At 65.1% G+C, this 17,128-nt stretch carries 14 protein-coding genes; 13 read left to right on the top strand and 1 reads right to left on the bottom strand.

Features of this window, described 5'->3' with window-relative positions:
* The 10 genes from ACTOWK_RS17305 to ACTOWK_RS17350 form a co-directional block, all read left to right on the top strand.
* Positions 1-336, top strand: a 336-nt coding sequence (locus ACTOWK_RS17305; RefSeq protein ID WP_441331347.1) for a hypothetical protein, incomplete at its 5' end; no start/stop codon positions are given.
* Between the two features lie 406 nt (positions 337-742).
* Positions 743-3,907 carry a beta strand repeat-containing protein gene (locus ACTOWK_RS17310; protein WP_441331348.1) on the top strand — a complete coding sequence of 1,055 codons (3,165 nt, stop codon included), beginning with the start codon at positions 743-745 and terminating at the stop codon, positions 3,905-3,907.
* A gap of 1,288 nt (positions 3,908-5,195) precedes the next feature.
* Positions 5,196-5,657 carry a transposase gene (locus tag ACTOWK_RS17315; protein WP_441331349.1) on the top strand — a complete coding sequence of 154 codons (462 nt, stop codon included), beginning with the start codon at positions 5,196-5,198 and terminating at the stop codon, positions 5,655-5,657.
* Positions 5,658-6,084: 427 nt separating this feature from the next.
* A complete protein-coding gene (locus ACTOWK_RS17320) occupies positions 6,085-6,795 on the top strand; it encodes an HAD family hydrolase (protein ID WP_441331350.1) in 711 nt (236 codons plus the stop codon).
* Between the two features lie 707 nt (positions 6,796-7,502).
* Positions 7,503-8,759, top strand: a complete 1,257-nt coding sequence (locus tag ACTOWK_RS17325) for a hypothetical protein (RefSeq protein ID WP_441331351.1) — start codon at positions 7,503-7,505, stop codon at positions 8,757-8,759.
* A 100-nt stretch (positions 8,760-8,859) separates the two neighbouring features.
* On the top strand, positions 8,860-9,417 hold the full coding sequence (locus ACTOWK_RS17330; protein WP_441331352.1) for a relaxation protein: 558 nt from the start codon (positions 8,860-8,862) through the stop codon (positions 9,415-9,417).
* A 424-nt stretch (positions 9,418-9,841) separates the two neighbouring features.
* The gene (locus ACTOWK_RS17335; protein WP_441331353.1) at positions 9,842-10,300 is read left to right on the top strand and encodes a hypothetical protein; all 459 of its coding nucleotides are present in this window, start codon (positions 9,842-9,844) and stop codon (positions 10,298-10,300) included.
* Between the two features lie 261 nt (positions 10,301-10,561).
* Positions 10,562-10,981: a hypothetical protein gene (locus ACTOWK_RS17340; RefSeq protein ID WP_441331354.1), complete on the top strand. Its 420-nt coding sequence runs from the start codon at positions 10,562-10,564 to the stop codon at positions 10,979-10,981.
* 89 nt (positions 10,982-11,070) lie between these two features.
* A complete protein-coding gene (locus ACTOWK_RS17345; protein WP_441331355.1) occupies positions 11,071-11,739 on the top strand; it encodes a hypothetical protein in 669 nt (222 codons plus the stop codon).
* A 102-nt stretch (positions 11,740-11,841) separates the two neighbouring features.
* Positions 11,842-12,372, top strand: a complete 531-nt coding sequence (locus tag ACTOWK_RS17350; RefSeq protein WP_441331356.1) for a GNAT family N-acetyltransferase — start codon at positions 11,842-11,844, stop codon at positions 12,370-12,372.
* A gap of 26 nt (positions 12,373-12,398) precedes the next feature.
* On the opposite strand, the gene ACTOWK_RS17355 is transcribed toward ACTOWK_RS17350, so the two are convergent.
* Positions 12,399-14,231 (bottom strand): ABCB family ABC transporter ATP-binding protein/permease, encoded by a 1,833-nt coding sequence (locus ACTOWK_RS17355; RefSeq protein ID WP_441331357.1) that lies wholly within the window; start codon positions 14,229-14,231, stop codon positions 12,399-12,401.
* A gap of 226 nt (positions 14,232-14,457) precedes the next feature.
* On the opposite strand from ACTOWK_RS17355, the gene ACTOWK_RS17360 reads away from it, so the two are divergent.
* The 3 genes from ACTOWK_RS17360 to ACTOWK_RS17370 all read left to right on the top strand — a co-directional run bounded on the left by ACTOWK_RS17360 (position 14,458) and on the right by ACTOWK_RS17370 (position 17,128).
* Positions 14,458-15,279 (top strand): penicillin-binding transpeptidase domain-containing protein, encoded by an 822-nt coding sequence (locus ACTOWK_RS17360; RefSeq protein ID WP_441331358.1) that lies wholly within the window; start codon positions 14,458-14,460, stop codon positions 15,277-15,279.
* A 298-nt stretch (positions 15,280-15,577) separates the two neighbouring features.
* Entirely contained in the window at positions 15,578-15,757 is a 180-nt protein-coding gene (locus ACTOWK_RS17365) for a hypothetical protein (protein ID WP_441331359.1), read from the top strand.
* A gap of 84 nt (positions 15,758-15,841) precedes the next feature.
* On the top strand, positions 15,842-17,128 hold the full coding sequence (locus tag ACTOWK_RS17370) for a YcaO-like family protein (RefSeq protein WP_441331360.1): 1,287 nt from the start codon (positions 15,842-15,844) through the stop codon (positions 17,126-17,128).

The raw sequence follows: 17,128 nt of genomic DNA on the forward strand, positions 1-17,128 counted from the left end.
AACCACCACTGGGAGTTCGCCGGCAAGCTGGCGCGTCGCGAAGGCGAAGTGCGTTACGGTCGCCTCGAAGGCCAGTGGGCCGATTCGGCGACGACCTTCGCCGCGGTGCAGACCCGCTACGAGTTCGCCGAAACCTGGCATGCCCTGGCCGAGTACCGCTGGCTGGGCGTGCGCGACGGCGGCGAGCGCCAGGGCTTCCTGATCGGCGTTGATCGCGACATCGGCCGCAACTTCCGCGTCGGCGTGGGCTACAACTTCACCGAGTTCAGCGACGACCTGACCAACTTCGATTACGACCACAAGGGGTGGTTCTTGAATCTGGTCGGAACCTACTGATCGAGTTCGGTTGCGGTGCAGGGGCGGCGCGGCCTCTGCCGCGACCGCCGAGAAATCGATCGGGGCCGATCCGGCGACATTGACGTTCTCGGAACTTGAGAACGGTATCGCGCTGGGCGCTCGATATTGGCGCGTCGATCACCATCGCCTTGAGTCGCGGTTTCATCGAGACGCGATAGCAGTATGCGGTAGCGGGTCAGAACGGAGGCGGACGCGGCGCGCAGGGAGGGGCGGCAATCGATCCGATGGATTTCACAGTCGTTGTTCGTAGTGATTGGAGTCTGCGTAGATGAAAACGAGAGGCGCGCGAAACAGTCCGTCGAACGGTCCTCTGGGCAGAGGATCGCTTACGGCGGCCATGTTCGCGGCGATGATGCTCTCTCCGCTTGCACACGCCGACCAGTGGATGACCAACGCCACCGGCAGCACAACCGTCAATGGCAATTCCATCGCCTTGACCTTCGGCAACGGCGTCACCGGTACCTATTCGCAGACCGGCACGACGAATGTTCCAGTCGGTTGCCTAGCGCTCGCCGCCCATTCGACCGGAATCGGACAGCTTGCGGGCACCAATGTCACGACTTACCTCGAGCCCGATCCGCCGGTCGGCAGTGCCGCCATCGAACATTGTCTGTTGAGCACGGCCGGTGTATCACGTGGAGTGTCGTACGCTTTCAGCTTCAACAAGCCAGTGATCGCACCCGTATTGCATATGGTGAACCTGGACACCAGCACCTATGCGGTCAGCGGCACCACGACTACGGGTGGCGCGGTGACGCCGGTCCAACTGGTCAAGAACAATGCGATGGAAGTGTCCGGTGCGACTTTTCCCACGACCTTCAACAGCACCGTCCAGGTCGCGGATCAGACCGGCTGTGTGACCGATGCCGGAGCGAATCCGGTCGGCGGTTGCGGCAGCTTTCGGCTCAGCGGCGGTTTGATCCAGAACTGGACTGCGGTCAACACCACTCCGGGTCTGGCGGGCACCTTTGGCGATGGCTGGCGCTGGTCGGTGTCGTTTCCGCTGGTGACGCTCACCAAGGCTTTCAGCGCGGTCTCGATCGCGCCGGGTGGCACGAGCAGTCTGGTTTTCACCATCGACAACACCAACGCCACGAACGGTACGAACCCAGCCACCGCAGCCGCGATCGGCCCTTTGAATTTCACCGACAACCTGCCGGCCGGCGTGACTATCGCCAATGCCACGACGGGCGGCACCTGTACCGGCGCGACCTTCCTCGATGCGGGCGGCGGCGCCTTGGCCGCCGGCGACACGGGCGTCCGGATTAGTGGATTCACCGTACCGGCGAATGCAACTTGCACCCTGACCGTCAACGTGACCTCGAGCGTGGTGGGCAGCCACATCAACAACACCAGCAACATGTCGAGCACGGTGGGCAATCTGGTGTTGTCACCGAATGCGACGCTGACCGTCGCCCAGCCGAGTTTTGGCACCTGCGATTCGCGGCTATGGCTGGAGCAGTCGCCGGGCTCACCGACGCCGACGACGCTGTATCAGATCGATACCAGCGTGAATCCCCTGGTGTTCAACGCGCAGGGCAGCGCCAACCTGCTGTACAACGCGGTCGGATATAACCCGAGCGATAACTACCAGTACGGCATCGTCACCACCGGCACCAACACCCTGGTGCGAATCGGTGCCGACGGCACCGCGGGCACGGTCGGCAATGTCACCGGCCTGCCGGCCGCGACCTATATCACCGGTACGTTCGGCACGGCCGGCAACATTCTCTACGTCAAGGACAACGTCGCCGCGGGTACGACCATGTATGCGGTCAACGTGACGACGTTGACGGCGACGCCGATTACGCTCAGTTCGGCGATCAACATCGCCGACTGGGCCTGGGTCGGTGGGCTGCTTTACGGCGTGACCAACGGCGGGCAGCTGGTGTCGGTCAATCCGAGTACCGGTGCGGTGACCAACATCGGTGTGCCGAACGGCCTGCCAGCCGGATTCTTCGGTGCGATGTACGGGGCGCCGAACGGGCTGTACGGTTCGGGTAATAACCCGCCCAGCGGCTTCTACAAATTCGACCTCACTACCGGCGTGGCCACCCTGATCAGCGGCGCTCCGGGTTCCAGCTCCAACGACGGTTCCAATTGCCCGACCGCGAACATCACCTTCGGGGCCGACCTTCAGGTCACCAAGACCAACACGCCGGCCTCGGGCCCGAACGACCTGGCGACCGACAGCTACACGCCCGGTGCCGCACGCAGCTACACCGTCGTGGTCACCAACGCCGGCCCGTTCGGCGCGGCCAATGCCGTCTTTACCGACCCTTCGATTCCCAACTTCACCGTCAGTGCGGTGACCTGTGGTACCCCGACCGGCGGAGGCGTCTGTCCGAGCGTGGCCAACACTACCGTCTCGTTGATGCAGGGCAGCGGCATCGTGATTCCTTCACTGCCGTATAGCAGCAACACGTCGAGCAGCGTCACCTTCACCGTCACCGGCACCATTGCCGTGGGCGCGACCGGTGCGCTGACCAATGTCGCGGCGGTGGCGGTCGGCGCGGGCACCAGCGATGCCACGCCCGCCAACAACAGCGCCACCGACAGCGACAGCCCCACCGGCACCATCGTGATCGTCAAGGATGCGATACCGAATAACGCACAAGACTTCGCCTTCGCCACGACCGGCACCGGCCTGGTCGCGTTCTCGCTCGATGACGATGCGGATGCGACTTTGCCGAACACGCGTACCTTCACCGGTCTGGAAGCCGGTAGTTACAGCGTGACCGAAGCCATCGTCGGCGGTTGGGTATTGAGTGCGCTCACATGCGTCGATCCCGACAACGGCAGCACCATCGATCTGGCAGGGCGAATCGCGACCATCGACATCGATTCGGGCGAAACGGTTACCTGCACCTACAGCAATAGCAGGTTGGCCGTGCTTCGCTTGCAGAAGGCCTTGCCGCTCGGTCGCTTCGTCGGCAGCGATCAGTTCGCGTTGACGATCAGCGGTGCCGGCGGGCCGGTCAGCGTGACCACGACCGGCAGCACCAATACGCCGGCCGAGATCGCGATTCTCGGCCCAGCGACGCTCGCGAGTGTCTACACCCTGTCCGAAGCGGGCGCAGCCGGCGCCAACCTGGCCAACTACGTCACGACCTATGCCTGCACCAATGCATCGGCCGGCGGACAGACCCCGAGCGGCAGCGGCGGCAGCTTCAACCTCACACTGGCGGCCGGCGACGATCTGACCTGCACGCTGACCAATACGCGCAACCCGCTGGCCGACCTGGTCATCACCAAGACCAATACGCCGGGCTCCGGTCCCAGCGACCAAGCCAACGACACCGTGACGCGCGGCGCGACCACGATCTACACCATCGCGGTCAGCAACAGCGGCCCGGATACGGTCACCGGTGCGGTGTTGAGCGATCCTGCCGCAGGCCGCAGCGGCCTGACCTGCACCGCGCCGCCGAGTTGCAGCGGGACGGCTTGTCCGCCGGGCTTGAGCTTGGCTCAGCTGGAAAGCGGCGTCGCCTTGGGAGCGCTCGCCAATGGAGCATCCGTGGTCGTGACGTTGACCTGCACGGTCGACTGAATCGGCGACTGCCAGCGCCGCCGGATCGCCGGCGGCGTATCGATAGCAGTCAGCTGCGTTCCCCCGGCTCGCATGCCGGCTATTTGCCCGGTCATGGCAATCAGCCCGCACTGCCATGCAGTCCGGTATCCGGCGACGCGCGCTCGTTGATCTCGCCCGCGAATCTGCGTTGGCCGATCCAGGCTGCGCCGCAATGTCACACCTTTCTTATTCCTTGCGTGTCGCGGCCTCGGCTCGGTAATGGGCTGTGGTGTGCATTAAATCCATACGATCCTGCGAAAAACCCGGACCTGTATCGGATTTGATCGGCGTTTGGCTATCCACGCCGGTTAAAAGACAAGTTTGGTCAGGTGTTTCTTTCGAAAACCCCGGTTCAGTGTCACGCCGCTGACATTTACCGTCAATTAGCGCCCCAATGCGTGGGTCGGACGGGGTAAGGGTGAGGTGCACTTGGCACGTAGCTGGCACGAAGAGCGCTTTATCGCTCGATGTAAACCGTTTCATCGCGAAGTTGACGAAACTTTGCCAAATTTGGCCAAAAACGTGACGGTTGGCACAGAATTTGTATTGATATCCATACCAGCCAATTAGCGTAACAGGACGCTGGGCGGGAGCGGATTCAGCCAACAACATAAAAAGCCGGCGCGTAGTGGATTTCGCTCATGGAGATTCCGGTGCGCTGCTTTTATCTTGGTGCGCTGGTGTCGAGGGGTGTGGAGCAGGCGGTCGAGATATTCGCGAGCGCCTGTTCCGATCGCCGCCTTTGCCTTGATGCGCAACGGTCGAGATAAAGATTGCGATGGGATGCTTTAGATCAGAGTTTCAAATGTAATGAATTGGCAGGCCGCTACTGGCTGTGTCGGGGGGCATGGAGGCGATCGGGTTTGCTCGGCCAGGTAAATAATCGCGAGTAATCAATGCGTAAATCCATTGCACATATCAAATTTTCATTTCGATTCGGGCCATATTGAACGCACGCTTCAAACATTCGTGCCATGCACATTGTGTGCACCAAAGAACATTTAGTTTGCGTCGCTATCCGGCGGCGCACTCCCAGCAAGAGAGGCCAAGGATGGCGGTCGTGGACGAAACAAGCGTTGGGCCAGCAAGGGCGCAAGCCCGGTATGAGCAATCCGTCGTAGGCCGCGACACGAATCGAAGCAGTCCGATTCCAAGGAGGTAATGCACTGCGTCCAGTCTTCCGATCCTGGTTTGTGTCGATGGAATCGCCCATGTCGGCAAGGACCCTTCGGAACCCCCCTAGACATACCCATAAGCAGATCACGCCGTGTGCAATATCCATCCGTTTAGCAGCGAACAAATCGACGATCCCGTGGACGAGCTGGTAGCCGAGCCCATGCCCCAGTACGAAAGCGAGGAATTGAAATTCACCCGGCTCGATGAGAAGCAGTGGGCGGCCATCGAAGCCGTATTGCCGCGGACGGTCTATACGCGCAACGCCAGCGCCGACGACGCACGACGATTCGTCGAGGCGGCGTTGTGGGTCATGGCGACCGGGCGTTTCTGGACCGAACTGCCCGAGACGGTCTATGGGCCCTGGCGCAAGAACTACGTCCGCAGCAACCGCTGGATTTATCGCGGCATGTGGCTGACGGTGATCAATGCGCTTGGCCCGGACAGCGAACTGGCGGCGTTGATCTCCGGTTACATGAACTCTCAGCTCGAGCGCCACCGTAAGTTCGGCCGGCGCAACAACTTCCTGGACGAGGGCGGCGAGCACGAGAACTGAAGGTTCTGCGTTGGGGATGGTCACGGGTGCGAATCGCGGGCCCTGGCCATGGAGGAAGGCGCCGCTTGCCGCCGGGCCAGGGTCCGGGGCGGCGCCTTCTTCTACCTGCCGGCGGCCCCGCCCGACCTCTCGCTTCAGTCGACCGAACCGGGCGTCGACCCGGCGGAGGCGTATCGCTCCTCGAAGCGTTCCTTGGCGGCCCGTGCCGGCACTTCTCTCCGTGCCGCCGGGCCGCTGTCTTGAGGCCGTTACGACCGAGGCGGCCGGCGTTCCCGGCCGTTGCCGCATAGGCGCGGCACTGCGGGCTACGGGATAATGGCGCGTCACCGCGGCGGCTCCTGCGTCGCGGACGTGTCGACCGAGGCCGAGGGCCCGGTCCAACCCCGGCCAGCGCAGCGAGCGGCGCACCGATCTTCAAGGCAGACCCATGCTGGAACTAGTAGGTTTCGACGGCGACGACACGCTTTGGCATAGCGAGGGCTATTACCAGGAGGCCGCGGTCGAATTCGACAAGATCCTCAGCGCCTGGGTCGACATCGACAATGCTTCGATACGCCAGCGCCTGCTGGCCGTCGAGCGCAACAACCTGGCCCTGTTCGGTTACGGCGTCAAAGGCATGGTCCTGTCGATGATCGAGGCGGCGATCGACATCACGCAATCGCGCATCTCGGCCGCCGGTATCCACAGGATCGTGCTGCTGGCCAAGGCCATGCTCGACCACCCGGTGGAGCTGTTGCCCGGTATCCGCGAGGCGGTCGAAGCCGTCGCGGCCCGCCACCGCATCGTCCTGATCACCAAGGGCGACCTGTTCCATCAGGAAAAGAAGGTCGCCCGCAGCGGCCTCGCCGATCTGTTCCACCGCATCGAGATCGTCTCGGAGAAGGACGACGCCAGCTATTCGCGCGTGCTGTCCGAATTCGGCGTCGCGCCGGGTGCTTTCGCCATGGTCGGCAACTCGCTGAGGTCGGACATCGAACCGGTGATCGCGCTGGGCGGTTGGGGCATCCACATGCCCTACCACGTGACCTGGGCGCACGAGATGGAGCACGGCATGAGCGGCGAACATCCACGCCTGCAGACGGTAGGCGGTGCCGACGCCATCGCCGAGGCGATCGCGCGCTTCGATCGCGGAGCCTGAGGCCGCGCAGACCCGGGCCCGGCAGGCGCTGGCGGAGGTCGCGACTCCGATGGAGCGGCCGGCGGCGGGAGCCGCCCGTCGGTTTGTGACGTAAGAGTGGTACTCGCCGCTTCGTGGCGGTGCCCTCCAGCAAGGCAACGGCTCTTGGCTCCGGCCACCCGTCCCGGTGTTTCAGGCAGCGACGGTCGTAGGCGCGAAGCGGTCCGATCGGGCGAATGGGTTCGAGCGAGCGGAATTGATCGAAAGAACGAAGTCGCCGATTCGGCATGCGGCGTCATCGTCCTTGCGATCGCGCGTCGTCGTCGGTGCCGGACGAAAGCCTGAAACCGCAGGGCCTGCGTTTTCCTGCCGCTGCATCAGCGGGGTTGGAACCGGCCAGCCGTATGGCCCGATGCATCCACGGCGAGCTTCCGACAGCTCGGCGAGGTTTGCGTGCTTGTCGATTCGGAACTGTGTCGGATCTATCCGGACCCGGTGGTAGCGACATGCTGCGTATGGCCGCTGCGGGAGTTGCTGTGCATACGAAACGCGCAAGCGCATGGGTTGGTGGTGGAGAGTTGCGGGTGAGCTAAGAATTTTCCCTATGCCATATTCGATGGAACTGACCTTTAATGCGTACTCGCGGAAAGATGCGGCGTTCCAGCTCCATCCAAGGAAGGGCGTAGCCGTTGCCGGGCCGTGCGATTGAGGCCCGGTTGAATCGGCGAATGAACAGTCAACCGCATCTTCGAACAACGTTCGCGCGGACGCACCGCAGCCGCAGGAAAATATCCTGTGGAAACATCGAATTTGAACAGGAGATCGTCGTGGGCAAGAATGCCGGTGGAAAGAACTATGAGGATGTCGTCAGCCAGGTCGAAAGGGAGTTCTTGACGCCACAACATCGGGTTGCGATCGAAGAGGCGTCGCGCAAAGGGAATTTTGCCGTCAGCTTCCGGGCGGCGGGCGCCGCTACCCTGGCCGCCCTCGAAGAAGGGGCGGCGGCGAAAGGTCACGATATTCTTGAGAAAACCATCAAGCAATCGTCGATAGCCAAGGCATATCCGGCGAATGCCGCGGGTATGTTGCAGAAGGTGCGCGACGCCGGTATCGAGGGCTATGTCGGTCATTGGGAAAAGGGCAGCGGAGAACTGACCGGCATCTATCTCAGCAGCGGTCACGGTCTGGGCGACAGGGTCAAGGGGAACATCTATCCCATCGACATGAATCGGTTGGAGGAGTCGCTGGCACCGCTCAAAGCAAAGGAAAGCTGGAGGGCGCTGCCGTTCACAGGCGACTACGACATGCACGACATGCTGACGTTCCGCGGAGCCGGCTTGCCGCATACGCCGCTGGTCGGTTCAAAGGAAGAGCTGGCGATCAGACATGCGATCAACAGTGCGGTGGCTGCAGTCGATGGGAATCGCCCGGTCGTCGATATCGAGCACAACGTGATCCGCCATGGTCCGCAGGTCAGTTTCTCCAGCTACATGGTCAGCCATGAGGCCGGGGTGGTGAAGAAGGACGGAGGATTTTTGGGGGCGGTCGCCAAGCCGGGCGAGTTCCCGGTGGCGATTGTGGATCGCGGCAAATGGTCGATGATTCAAGATACCCAGCAGCTCGCCGACTACTATCGAAGCGTCGGGGCGCACATAAAGGAAACCTGGAATCCCGATGGCGTCAGGACTTTCGCCGATTCGGAGAAGCCGGGCATAGTGAAATACGGCCGGCGCGACGATACGCCTGCGAAACCGCCCGTTCCCGCCGCATCGCAGTCGGCCGAGAGCCATCCTTCCGCCCTCGTCGATCGCATGCTGACGGCTTCGCAAAGCGGCGATCGCGATGCGTTCCGGCAAATGACCCAGCAAGCCGCGGCGGCTGCGCCGGGACGCGAGCTGCGCAGCGAGGCGGTGGCGACGGTCGACCATCAGCAGCAGGCCGTCGAACAGGCCCTGCCGGGCCCGAGCGGGCCGCGCATCAAGTGATCGGCAATCCGCGATCCGGCGCCGATGAGGCGTCGGGTCCGGAAGATGCAGGCTCGGCTCGGGAATGCACCGGGGAAGCGCTGGAATGCGGCAAGACGAGTTGACCGCGCTGCTCGGCAGGACTGCGGTCTTGATGGAGCAATTCGAACGCCGCTGCGAGGAAATCGGAAAGCATCAGCGCGCGACCTGCGTGCAGTTGCAGGAGCTGTCGCAGCAGGTGGCGGGGACGGTCTTACAGTCGGCCGACGAGAGTCTGCGCGGTCTGTCCGGAGCCGTGATCGACAAGGTAGAGGGCGGGCTATCGCAGCCGGTGGAAGCGTACGAGCAGCGGCTGCAGCGGGCTGGTGTGCTGCTGCAGCAGGGTTCGCTGGGATTGGCGGTGCAGATCAAGCGTCTGGAGTCGCTGCATGGGCGATTGGTCTGGAAAGTCGTCGTCGCGGCGTTTGCCGGCGTTCTGCTGTTGCTGACCGGTGGCGGCTGGCTGTCGTGGCACTACCGTGCCGAGGTCAGCGAGAACAGAGTCAAGGCCGACCTGATGCGCGCCTATAACCAGGCCGATGTGTCCCTGTGCGAGGGGCGCCTGTGCGCGAACATCGACACGAAGGCCAAGGCCTACGGCGACGACAAGCGGTATCGGCCGGTCCGGGCGCGGCGTTGAGGCGAGGTCGGCGACGGTGAGGCTGGGGCGGGTTGCACCGGCATGGCGGATGCGCGCCGGTCCGCATAGCGCCTCGGACCGATCCGGCAACCCGGTCGGGCATTCGCGATAGCGACGCCTGCGGTTTGCGCAGCTCCTGCAAAGCCGCCGTCGCCGTGCCGGACGGCGGCCGTTGCACAAGGCGGGGGTTGCCGCCGAGTGGGCCGGATCGGGTTTCGTTTGGCGCCTGAACGCCGGCTGCGCAGTGGGCGAGCGTGCGGCCTTTCCGGGCCGGTCGGCGAGACCCGAGCGGACCCCAGTGGCGGCCAATGCAACCGCGACTGAGCGGCCGGCGCTGACCCCGGAACCATTCCAAGCCGGTTCACGGTGGCGGAGGCACATTCGCACCGTGCCTGCCGAGGAGCAGGCGTTACAGGAGACTGACATGACCGCCTTGTCCCGCTGGCTTGCACCGATCGTCATCGCCGCCGGCATCGGCGCGGTCGCGATCCCTGCACCGGCCCGAGCCGACGACCTGGCTCGCGTGATCGTCGACATCGCCGACGTGATCGTTCGCAACAACACCCCGTACTACCGTTACGGCAACTACGGTTACGCCGACCGTCTGATCGTCGTGCACGACCGCTACGGCCGGCCGACCTATTACCGCAATGCGCCGCGCTACGTCGAGCACCGCTATCGCCCGGCGCCGCCGCGCTACAGCTACGGCCCGCGCTATTACGACCGCGACTGCAACCATCGCGGCAAGTGCAAGACCAGCTACTACGATCCGCGCTACGACCATCGTTACGACAACCGTTACTACGACCGTCATGACCGTCACGACCGCGACCGCTACGGCCGCCACGACAACGGCCGCTGGCGCGATCGCTACGACGACTGATCCAGGCGTCGGTTCGCAGCCACACGACGGCGCCTCCGGCGCCGTCGTCGTTTGACCGGTCAGGAGGCGAGTCCGGGAAGGCTGCAACCCGGCAGTGTTAGCCTCCCTCACCGGCACGACATGCCGTCGTCCATGACCGGTTCCGCCATCGTTCGAGGCCCGCCCATGCGTAGCGTTACTGAAAACACCGCAAAGAACCCCGCGAGTAACCCCGCCGTCTCCCCTCGCGGTCGGTCGTCCCGCCTGCGGCCGCGACGCGCCTTGCTCGGCGCGCTGCTGCTGGCGGCGATCGCCGTGCCCGGCGCCGCCTCGGCCCGCGGTTCGGTCGATTGCAAACTCAAGTTCAACATGTCCGGCTGGTCGGTGTTCTACAAGACCTCCTCGGGCAACGGCACGATCAGCTGCAGCAACGGCCAGAGCCTGTCGGTGCGGATCAGCGCCAAGGGCGGCGGCCTGAGCTTCGGCAAGTCGCGCATCGTCAACGGTACCGGCGAGTTCTCCGGCGTGCACAACATCGCCGAAACCCTCGGCAGCTACGCTACCGCCGAGGCCCATGCCGGCGCGGCCAAGTCGAGCAAGGCGCAGGTCATGACCAAGGGCGAAGTGTCGCTGGCCCTGGCCGGCACCGGCGAAGGCTGGGACATCGGTGTGGCCTTCGGCAAGTTCACCATTTCGCGCTGAGCGCGCGGCGTTTCGCCGCACCGATCGGCGATCGCAGCAACGGATTACGGGCACGCATCGACCGCGTGCCCGCCCGCCAGGAGGTTCCCATGCCCAATAAGCTCAAGACCCATTTCTTCGCCCTGACCGCGTCCGTCGCGGCCTTGCTCGGCGGTGGAGCGGTCCAGGCCCAGGACCTGCCGGCCGGCTGGAATCCGCGCAGCGGCGACGTGTGGGTGGACGCCTGGCTGGGCGATATCAACCGCTACGGCGCGCGTTACCGCGAACCCTTCATCGACGAAATGGTCCGCTACTACGGCGCGCCACGCGAACTGGTCAGCGATTTGTTGAACCAACGCCGCTGGACGCCGGGCGACGTGTACTACGCCTGTGCGATCGCGCAAGTGCTGGGCCGGCCCTGCCGTTACGTGGTCGACGAGTGGGGCCGCGACCACGCCGAAGGGTGGGGCGCGATCGCGCAACGCTTGGGCATCAAGCCTGGTTCGGCGGAGTTCCATCGGCTCAAGCGCGGTTTCGTGCCGACCTACGACCGTTGGGGCCGGCCGATCACCATCGATACCGAACTGCGCCGCGATTATCCGAACCGCCCCTATCGCGACTACGAACGCGAGCGCGACCTGGCCAAGGCGGCCAAGGATAAGGCCGCCAAGGACAAGGCCAGCAAAGACAAGGCCGCCAAAGACAAACCCATCAAGGGCAAGAGCGCCGCATCGGCGCGCGGGCAGGGCAAGAGCGAGCAGGGCCAGGGCAAGCGCTGAGCGCTCGGGTCGGGCGCTTCGACAGCGGCGGCTACGGCCGCTACGGCCGCCGATGCCGTTCCGAGGCTGCGAACGCGGCGCTCGCCGGTCTATGATCGAAGCATGAGCGACGACACCTCCAACGATTCCGCGCCGGCCTCCGAACAGGTGGTCGGCACCGTCCGCGTAGTCGATTTCGAACCGCGTTGGCGCAGCGAATTCGCCCGCCTCAACATCGAGTGGCTGGAGCGCTGGTTCACGGTCGAACCGGTCGACCGCGAGGTGCTCGGCGATCCGCAGACGCATCTGCTCGCCGCTGGCGGCCGGGTCCTGTTCGCGGTCGACGAGGCCGACCAGGTGCTCGGCACGGTCGCCTTGATGCGCCACGAAGACGGCCTGGTCGAGTTGACCAAGATGGCGGTGGAGCCGTCGCTGCGCGGCGGCGGCATCGGCCGCAAACTCATGGCCGGCGCGATCGATGCGTTCGCGCAGATGGGCGGGCGCGAGTTGTTCCTGGAGTCCAGTACCCGTCTCGGGCCCGCGCTCAAGCTCTACGAAAGCGTGGGCTTCCGCCATCGCCCAGCGCCGCGACCGGGCTCGCACTATCAGCGCGCCGACGTCTACATGGTCTGGGAACCCGACGCGTCGGCCTGAGCGCTCGCCGTGGGCGGTGTCCGGGCTCAGGCCAGGGCCGCGTCCTCCTGCCGCTGCTGCAGCTCCCACATCTGCGCATACACGCCGTCGAGCGCGCGCAATTGCGAGTGCGTGCCGCGCTCGATGATGCGGCCGGCGTCCATCACCAGGATCTGGTCGGCGTCCATCACCGTCGACAGCCGGTGGGCGATCACCAAGGTGGTGCGCCCGATCGCGAGCCGGTCGAGTTCGGACTGGATCGCGCGTTCGGATTTCGAGTCGAGCGCCGAGGTGGCCTCGTCGAAGATCAGGATCGAGGGGTTCTTGAGCAGGGCGCGGGCGATTGCGACGCGCTGTTTTTCGCCGCCGGACAGCTTCAGGCCGCGCTCGCCGACCGGGGTATCGTAGCCGTCGGGCAGGCCGACGATGAAGTCGTGGATATGCGCGGCGCGTGCGGCCGCCTCGACTTCGACCTCGGCGGCTTCGGGCCGGCCGTAGCGGATGTTGTAGCCGATGCTGTCGTTGAACAGCACCGTGTCCTGCGGGACGATCGCGATCGAGCCGCGCAGCGAGGCCTGGGTCAGGGCGCGCAGGTCGTGGCCGTCGATGGCGATGGAGCCGGCGTCGACGTCGTAGAAGCGATACAGCAACCGCGCCAGGGTCGATTTGCCCGAGCCGGAATGGCCGACCACGGCCACGGTCGCGCCGGAGGCGATTTCGAAATCGATGCCCTGCAGGATCTCGCGACGCGGGTCGTAGCCGAAGCGGACGTTGCGGAAGGCGACCGTCGGATGCGAGGACGCCAGCACCTCGGCGTCGGCCGAGTCGCGCACGTCCTGGCGTTCGTCCAGCAGGTCGAACAAGCGCTCCATATTGGTCAGGGCCTGCTTCACTTCGCGATACATCATGCCGAGCATGAACAACGGCGCCGACAACTGCAGCAGATACGCGTTCACCAGCACCAGGTCGCCGACCGTCATTTCGCCAGCGACCACCCCGCTGGCGGCCAGCCACATCATCGCGGTGACGCCCATCGCCACCACCAGGCTCTGGCCCAGGTTGAGCACCGCCAAGGTCTTGATCGACATGACCTGGGCATTCTCCAGGTGGCGCAGGTTGTCGTCGTAGCGGCGCGCTTCGTGCTCTTCGTTGTTGAAGTATTTGACGGTCTCGTAGTTCAGCAACGAATCCACCGCGCGCTCGTTGGCGCGCGTGTCGGCCTCGACCGAGGCCCGGTAATAGCGCGTGCGCCACTCGGTCACCGAGAAGGTCCACAGCCCGTAGGCGAACAAGGTGCCCAGGGTGATCGCGGCGTAGCGCCAGTCGTAGATCCACACCAGCACGGTGGTGACCATCGCCACTTCGAGGATCACCGGGATGATGGTGTAGATGGTCCAGTCGAGCAGGTCGGCGATCGAACTGCCGCCGCGTTCGACGTCGCGCGCGACGCCGCCGGTGCGGCGCGCGAGGTGGAACTTCAGGCTCAACCCGTGCAGATGCCGGAACACCTGCAAGGTCACCTGGCGCGAGGTCCGCGCCATGACCCGGGCGAATACGACCTGGCGCAATTCGGTGAACAAGGTCACACCGATCCGCGCCGCGCCGTAGGACAGCAGCAAGGCGACCGGCAGCATCAACGGGGTGACTTCGATGTTGAGCCGGTCGATGAGCTGCTTGAGCGCCAGCGGCACGTACAGGTTCAACAATTTGGCCGCCACCACCATCGCCAGTGCGATCGCGATCCGGCCCAGGTAAGGCCGCAGATACGGCAGCAGCGAGGCGATCACCGACCATTCGCCGCGGCGCCCGGCGGTGCGGGCGACCGGGGCGGCACCGTCGGTGTCGGCGGCGGGTTCGCTGGTGGGAGGGATGGCGGCCATGCCGTCCTGTGCCTGGAAGAGGGAAGCCGAGCATAGGACCTCGACTGCGCTTCAGGTCAAGCGATCGCCGCTTCTCCCGGGCCGCGGTCGCGCGCCTCGCTCGAAATACGCGTATAAGGCATGGCATCCTGGGGCGAGCAGGGTCGATGCGACGGCGATACCTCCGGGGTTCGCGTCCGGCCGGCCTGCCCCCCGTCGTTACGCCTTCGCAAGGAGCACCGCAGGCATGAAAGCTGTCCTCACCGCGGCATTGTTCGCCGTTTCGTTCTGCGGCCCGGCCACCCAGGCCCATGCCCAGTCGATGGGCCCCCCCGGCAGCGAGCCGAAGATCCAGTCCTGTTTCGTGTTGTACGACCTGAGCGGCGGCGAGATCAGCCGCACGCCGTCGGCTGCGTGCAGCCGGCGGGTCAGCCCGGGCGCGACCTTCGACATCCCGCATGCGCTCGCAGCGCTCGACGGCGGCATCGTCCGGGCCCAGGAGCGCATCGGCGCCGACAGCGGCGGCAACGCCAGCGGCAGCGACCAGACGTTGGACACGGCGCTGCAATTCTCTGCGCCCTGGTACTTCGAGCGCATCGCCCAGCGCCTCGGCGCGCAACGCGAACGCGAGTACATGGTCCGCTTCAATTACGGCAACGCCGACACCAGCAGCGGCGCCGCCAACTTCTGGGACGGCGGTTCGCTGAAGGTGTCGCCGGACGAGCAACTGCTGTTCCTGCGCCGCTTCTTCCGCGACGAGTTGAGCGTGAGCCGGCAGGCGATCGCCGACGTGCGTTCGGGCCTGCGCCAGCCGTCGGGCGTGGTGGTCGGCAGCTTCGGGGTGGCGCCGTTCGGTGCTTCGCCTCCGCGCGACGACACCTCGGTGGCGGCCAAGAGCGCCTCGACGGTGATGGATGGCCGGGAAGGCGTGCGCTGGCTGGTCGGCCAGGTCAAGCGCGGCACCCGCGAGTACGTATTCGTCAGCTGTGTGACCGGTCCGAAGAGCCTGCCGCAAAACGCCGCGGTTTTTCTGGCCGAACGCGAGCTGCGTCGCGCCAACGTGTTCTGATCCGGGCTTCAGGCATCGGACGATCGCGCGGCGCCCGCCGGCCGCGCGTCGGGCTGTAATCGAATGGCCGCCCTGTCGGAACCGACAGGCGCATGAGCATTCGCAGAGTCGTCGGTCGCAGTTTGCAACCGACGGCCTCCGTTTCGGTGACGGGAGTCAAGGACTCGAAGCCGCTCCAACCGGTAACCCTCGCATGCGGTTTCGACCGCACCGCGGGGGGCTTCGCCGTGCCGGTTCGCCGGACGGAGGGCGAGGCCGCGCTTCGCAGTTTCCTTTCGACCAAACAGGAGGTTTCGTCATGGGTACCACGCGCATCGATTTCGATAAGACGTCGCTCATCAAGCCCAAGTACATCCCGGTCACCGAATCCGTCCGCGCCAACGGCTCGGCATCCGGCGAAGAACTGAAAAGCGCGATGGCCGAGCTCAATTCGCCGACCGTGCAGGAACAGGCCTTTCTCGACGAGTTCGCCAAGTAAGCGCCTCGCCCGAGCGATCCCGCATGGCGCGTCGCGAGCGGCGCGCCATGCGGTCTTTACGACGAGGCGACGCAGGAGCAGGGAATGATTCCGTACGAACGAGAGCGCAGTCTGGACGACGCCAACCGCATCATCCGCGACTGCATCGCCCGCCGTGGCTGGAGCGTGGAAACCGAGGATTTCGGCGGCCCGCTGACGACGGTCAAATGCAGCCTGCGCGACGCCGCAGGCGAACTGGTCAGCCGCGGCTTCGGCAAGGGCGATGCCGCGACTTCGATGGCCGGCGCCTTGCACGAGGCGGTCGAGCACTACTACTGCAAGGCGGGCCGTGTCTCCACGCCGGTCGAATACGTCGCCGCCGAGCACTTCATCGACGATCCGCGCTACGCCGCCTTGCCGTTCCTGTCGGCGTTCGCCGACAACCGAGGCCGCCACCTGGCCTGTCGTCGCTATCGTTCTTTCTTCGCCGGCCGCCGGGACATCCAGGTGCCGCTGTTCCTGAGCTTTCCGGACTATCCGGTCGGCGCGCAATTGGACACGCAGTCGGGCCGGCGCGACGACTTCGATTATCAAAGCGTGATCCGCTACAGCTCCAACAGCGGCACCGCGATCGGCGCGAGCCTGGAAGAAGCCGCCTTGCACGGCATCGGCGAGATCGTCGAACGCGACGCCTGGTCGTTGTTCCTGCTCGCGCACTATCTCGGCGGGCCGGGTCGCTACGGCGCCTTGATCGATCACGCCTCCTTGCCCGACGAAGTCGGCCGGGTGCTGCGCCTGACCGAGCGCCGCCTCGGCCGCAAGGTGTTGCTGATCGACGTGACTTCCGACCTCGGCTATCCGACCTTCATCGCCACCGTCGACGAGCGCAGGCCCGAGGAGATCGTCTACCCGCACGGTTGCGGCGCGTCGTCGTATGCGCACTATGCGGCGATGCGCGCCTTGAGCGAGCTGGTGCAGTGCGTGGACATCAAACAGCATTCCGCGCACCTGGCCGAACTGGACCAGCTCGCGCTGAACGCGCTCGCCGCCTATCCCCGGCTGCAGGCCTGCGCTTATTTCGAGGTCGATCGCGACCGGCTCGAACGTGTCGACTGGCCGCATCCGGACAAGCCGAGGCTGGCGCCGGACTTGCTGTTGCCCGAAGTCGTGGCCGATCTGGAAGCGCGCGGCATCGAGCTGTATTACGCGGTCAACCACAGCGAAGGCGACGATTTCTGCGTGGCCAGTTGCGTGTCGTTCGAGTTGGAGCGCTTCTTCCTGGCGACCTCCGGCATCCTGATGGCGCCGGGCCGGCGCGGCCGCGAGTTTCTTGCCAGGCTGTCGCCTGCGAACGCTTCCCGGCCGGTCGAAGCGGAGGAGCAGGCCGGCTAA

The sequence above is a fragment of the Lysobacter sp. CA196 genome, from assembly GCF_052078695.1.
GTDB lineage: Bacteria > Pseudomonadota > Gammaproteobacteria > Xanthomonadales > Xanthomonadaceae > Lysobacter.

Excerpts from the sequence above, each read along its gene's own strand:
- ACTOWK_RS17325 (WP_441331351.1), top strand. The coding sequence starts at position 7,503 with ATGAACAGTCAACCGCATCTTCGAACAACGTTCGCGCGGACGCACCGC.
- ACTOWK_RS17360 (WP_441331358.1), top strand. The coding sequence starts at position 14,458 with ATGAAAGCTGTCCTCACCGCGGCATTGTTCGCCGTTTCGTTCTGCGGC.
- ACTOWK_RS17350 (WP_441331356.1), top strand. The coding sequence starts at position 11,842 with ATGAGCGACGACACCTCCAACGATTCCGCGCCGGCCTCCGAACAGGTG.
- ACTOWK_RS17345 (WP_441331355.1), top strand. The coding sequence starts at position 11,071 with ATGCCCAATAAGCTCAAGACCCATTTCTTCGCCCTGACCGCGTCCGTC.
- ACTOWK_RS17310 (WP_441331348.1), top strand. The coding sequence starts at position 743 with ATGACCAACGCCACCGGCAGCACAACCGTCAATGGCAATTCCATCGCC.
- ACTOWK_RS17365 (WP_441331359.1), top strand. The coding sequence starts at position 15,578 with ATGGGTACCACGCGCATCGATTTCGATAAGACGTCGCTCATCAAGCCC.
- ACTOWK_RS17370 (WP_441331360.1), top strand. The coding sequence starts at position 15,842 with ATGATTCCGTACGAACGAGAGCGCAGTCTGGACGACGCCAACCGCATC.
- ACTOWK_RS17355 (WP_441331357.1), bottom strand. The coding sequence starts at position 14,231 with ATGGCCGCCATCCCTCCCACCAGCGAACCCGCCGCCGACACCGACGGT.
- ACTOWK_RS17335 (WP_441331353.1), top strand. The coding sequence starts at position 9,842 with ATGACCGCCTTGTCCCGCTGGCTTGCACCGATCGTCATCGCCGCCGGC.
- ACTOWK_RS17320 (WP_441331350.1), top strand. The coding sequence starts at position 6,085 with ATGCTGGAACTAGTAGGTTTCGACGGCGACGACACGCTTTGGCATAGC.